Below are 3,297 nucleotides of genomic sequence, written 5' to 3'. Positions count from 1 at the left end.
CGGCGCGGCCACCTATCGGCCATCAAAATTGACGCCGACCGGACTCCGTAATCGTCGCGCTACAGGCGTGATCGGCGAGGCGGGCGCCAACATCGTCGACGTCGCCCACGACCGCCTGTCACTCGCGCTCAACCCCAAGGGTGCGGCGATCGATCTTGTCGTCGAGGTGCAGGACGTGGGTCATGGCGGTGCGGTGCTCGGCGCGCTCGAACGGGCAGGATTTAGGCCGGTTCCACGGGCGAGCAAATCGTGAGGAGAAAGCCGCAAATCGGGTTTGGACGCAGAGTGATGCTCACGCTGGCGCTACTTCTTGAGAGCGCAAATGGCTTTCCATCTGGTCCTGACGCACCGTTTGTAGATCGCTCGGGGCAGGCCTGGAGAGTGCGGAACTGGACCGAGAGCGGCAGGCTGCAGCCCGCCAAGCCTGTCGGAATGATCCATGTTGATGCGGTTGGCGGCGTGCCAGGGTTCAGCGTTTCTTTGCGTGCGCCGATCCGGACAGCACCGCCCGCCAACCTGCCGCTCGATCCAAGAACGCCGGTATTTGTGATGGCCGACACCCATGGCGAATATGAGATCATGGCGACGCTCCTGCGGCGGCAGGGGATCGTCGATCGAGACTTGCGTTGGCGTTTCGGCAATGGCCGTCTTGTCGTGCTTGGGGATATGCTGGATCGCGGTGCACACCAGACCGAGATACTCTGGCTTCTTTACAAACTTGAAGGGGAAGCCCGAGCGAGCGGTGGGGCCGTTCACGTGCTCATCGGCAATCACGAGGCGATGAATCTGCGCGGCGACCTGCGCTATCTTCATCCCAAATATCCGGCAACCGCCTCCCTGCTCGGGTTTTCTTCCTATCGCGAAGTACTTGGGTCAGACACACTGCTTGGCGCCTGGCTTCGCTCCCGGCCAACGATCCTGAAGCTCGGCGATCTGCTGTTCCTGCACGGCGGCGTCTCGCCGCGACTTGCTGCGCGCGGCCTGTCCATCGATGCGATCAACAGGCACAATCGATCAACGTTCGACATACCCTCGACTGAAAACGCAAGCCTCAGCGAAGATGAGAAGCTGATTACCGGCAGCGATGGCCCCATGTGGTATCGGGGCTACTTCCCAGTGAAGGGCGCCACGGCGAAGGCAAGCGCAGAGGACGTTGAAGCCGGCCTCGAGCGGTTCCGGGTACGGAGGATATTCGTCGGGCATACGGTCGTCGATCGCGTGCAGCCGCTGTTCGACGGTAAGATAGTCGCAGTTCAGGTATACCCACACCGTGACGAGACAACTGGGGCGCCTGTGATGGAAGGCGCGCTTCGTGCCAACGGCCGCTGGTGGAAGGCAAGCACCGATGGGTCGCGCGAACCTTTGCCTTGAATGGCGAAATGCCGCGCGCCGAGGCAAAGCCGAGGCGCGCGGCGCGAATTTTTCAGCCCTCGGGTCGCGCCGGGGAGACGCGGCGGATCCTTGACCCGCCGCGTCTCTTTTCGTGTCAGGCCGCGAGCCTGTCCACCTGCGGTTCTGGCTCGACGCGCGCTGCGCGCCGCGTGGCCTCGACGCTCCCGACACCGCCCCGCGTGGTGTAGGCGGCGGGCGGGAAGCGCATCCAGCGCGGCACCCAGCGCTCGACCTTCGCCCGTCCATTCGCCCCGTCCAGATGATCGCGGGCGATCTTCTTGACCGTCTTGGCCTTCTCGCCTTCATTGGCCTTGGCGACCACCCCGCCCCCAATTTCGGTGAGCAAGGCGAAGGCGATCTCGCGGTCGCGGACCAGCTCGAACAGGCAGGCATCGGCCTGCCACCAGTCGGCCATATCGATGTCAAGATGGTTGCCGACCGCATCGACGGCGGCGCTACCGACTGCCAAGGTTTCGCCCATCGCGACCGCGACGATGTCGAGCACAACCCCGTCGGGCAGATCGAGCAGCCGATGGAACAACTGGCAAAGGCCATGGTCGTCGCCATTGCCGCCGGTGACGGTCGGCTCGTCGGGCGAAAGGTTCAGCACCGCCAGCACGGCGCGGCGATGCTCGTCGAACCGCGCCTCGCCAAGGCTGGCTTCGACGCTCTCGCGCACCTCGTCGTTGCGGGTCGATTGTGGATCGGGCCGCACGGTCCACAGCGGCGAGCCGATGATCGCATGGGCGACCATCAAGCGCAGCGCCACCCCGGAATGCGCTACAATCGCTGCCCGCACTGCGGCATGACGATGCAGGTCGACATAGGTGCCCAAGGCGCTGGTGATCTCGGCGCGGACGGGCTTTTCGCCCGCCACGATCGGATCGCCGTGCGCGATGCGGCGGGCCTCGGCGCGGGGCAGATAGCCTTCATGGAAAACGACTTCGCCGTTGGCGCGGACATCGACATAGACGCGCCCGCCCTTGCGCTTTGCCGCCTTCTCATATTCCCAGCTATCGAACCGCTCGGACGCGGGCACGATCACGACATCGCTCCATCCGGCCTCGAGATAGGCCTCCCGCCGCGCCTCGATGGCGGCATTCTGCGCGGTCCAGAACGCATCGGCATCGGCGAAATAGCGGTCGTCACCGAACAGGTCGGCAACCAGCGCGCCCCTGTATCCGTCGAGGTCGAACAGCGCATGGGCGGCGCTGATCGACTGCCCGCCCAAGAGCCACGCCTTCAACTGATGACCGGTCGGGACATAGGCGCTGGGGTCGTCGAGCAGCGCCAGCCATGCGCGCTGCTGCGCCTTGCTCGCCATGGTGAGATGGCGGACGGTCGCCCGGTCGATCTCCTCGCGGCGATAGAGGTCGCGGACGCGCGGCATGAGATTGCCGAGCGCCAGCACGCGACGGATCATCAATTCGGGAAGCCCGAAGGTCTCCGAAATATCCGCCACCTCGCGGCCCTCCTTGACCAGCCGCGTGAAGGTTTCCCACTGGGTCACTTCGTCGGGGTCGAGCCGGGCGAGGTTCTCGATCATCGACGCCTCGATGGCGGCGGCATCGTCGCCATCTTCGAGAATGGCGCAGGGCAGCGGCCCATGATCGATGCCTTCGGCGCGGACCAGGGCGTCGGCGGTCCAGCGGCGCGCGCCCGCGACGATGCCCGACCGGCCATCGGCATCGGCGGGCTTGACGATCAGCGGCTGGATGACGCCGCGCTTGCGGACCGTCGCGATGATGTCGGAGACATCGGGCAGCTTCTTGCCGTAGCGCATGTTGGTCTTGTCGATGAACATCTTGTCGGAAGCGATGAAGTCGAGTTTCATGACACTGCTCCGTGCGTTGGGTTTGAAAAGAAAGGAGAAATTCAATTCATTAAAAGCTGTTGTTGACCTTG

General features: G+C 64.5%; 2 protein-coding genes and 1 pseudogene. 2 read left to right on the top strand and 1 reads right to left on the bottom strand.

The window, feature by feature from the left end; genetic code table 11:
• Positions 1-253 (top strand): annotated as a pseudogene (locus PYV00_RS14340) (hypothetical protein); the annotation flags it as partial.
• Between the two features lie 35 nt (positions 254-288).
• A complete protein-coding gene (locus PYV00_RS14335; protein WP_275228970.1) occupies positions 289-1,371 on the top strand; it encodes a metallophosphoesterase in 1,083 nt (360 codons plus the stop codon).
• Between the two features lie 115 nt (positions 1,372-1,486).
• Here PYV00_RS14335 and PYV00_RS14330 read toward each other — a convergent pair whose 3' ends face one another.
• Entirely contained in the window at positions 1,487-3,226 is a 1,740-nt protein-coding gene (locus tag PYV00_RS14330) for a ParB/RepB/Spo0J family partition protein (RefSeq protein WP_275228969.1), read from the bottom strand.
• Positions 3,227-3,297 lie beyond the last annotated feature (71 nt).

The organism is Novosphingobium album (ex Liu et al. 2023) (genome assembly GCF_029076845.1).
Classification (GTDB): domain Bacteria; phylum Pseudomonadota; class Alphaproteobacteria; order Sphingomonadales; family Sphingomonadaceae; genus Novosphingobium.
This window is presented reverse-complemented; position numbering and strand designations above follow the sequence as displayed.

What these genes read in the sequence shown, in the direction of transcription:
- PYV00_RS14335 (WP_275228970.1), top strand. Translation starts at nt 289, where the DNA reads ATGCTCACGCTGGCGCTACTTCTTGAGAGCGCAAATGGCTTTCCATCT.
- PYV00_RS14330 (WP_275228969.1), bottom strand. Translation starts at nt 3,226, where the DNA reads ATGAAACTCGACTTCATCGCTTCCGACAAGATGTTCATCGACAAGACC.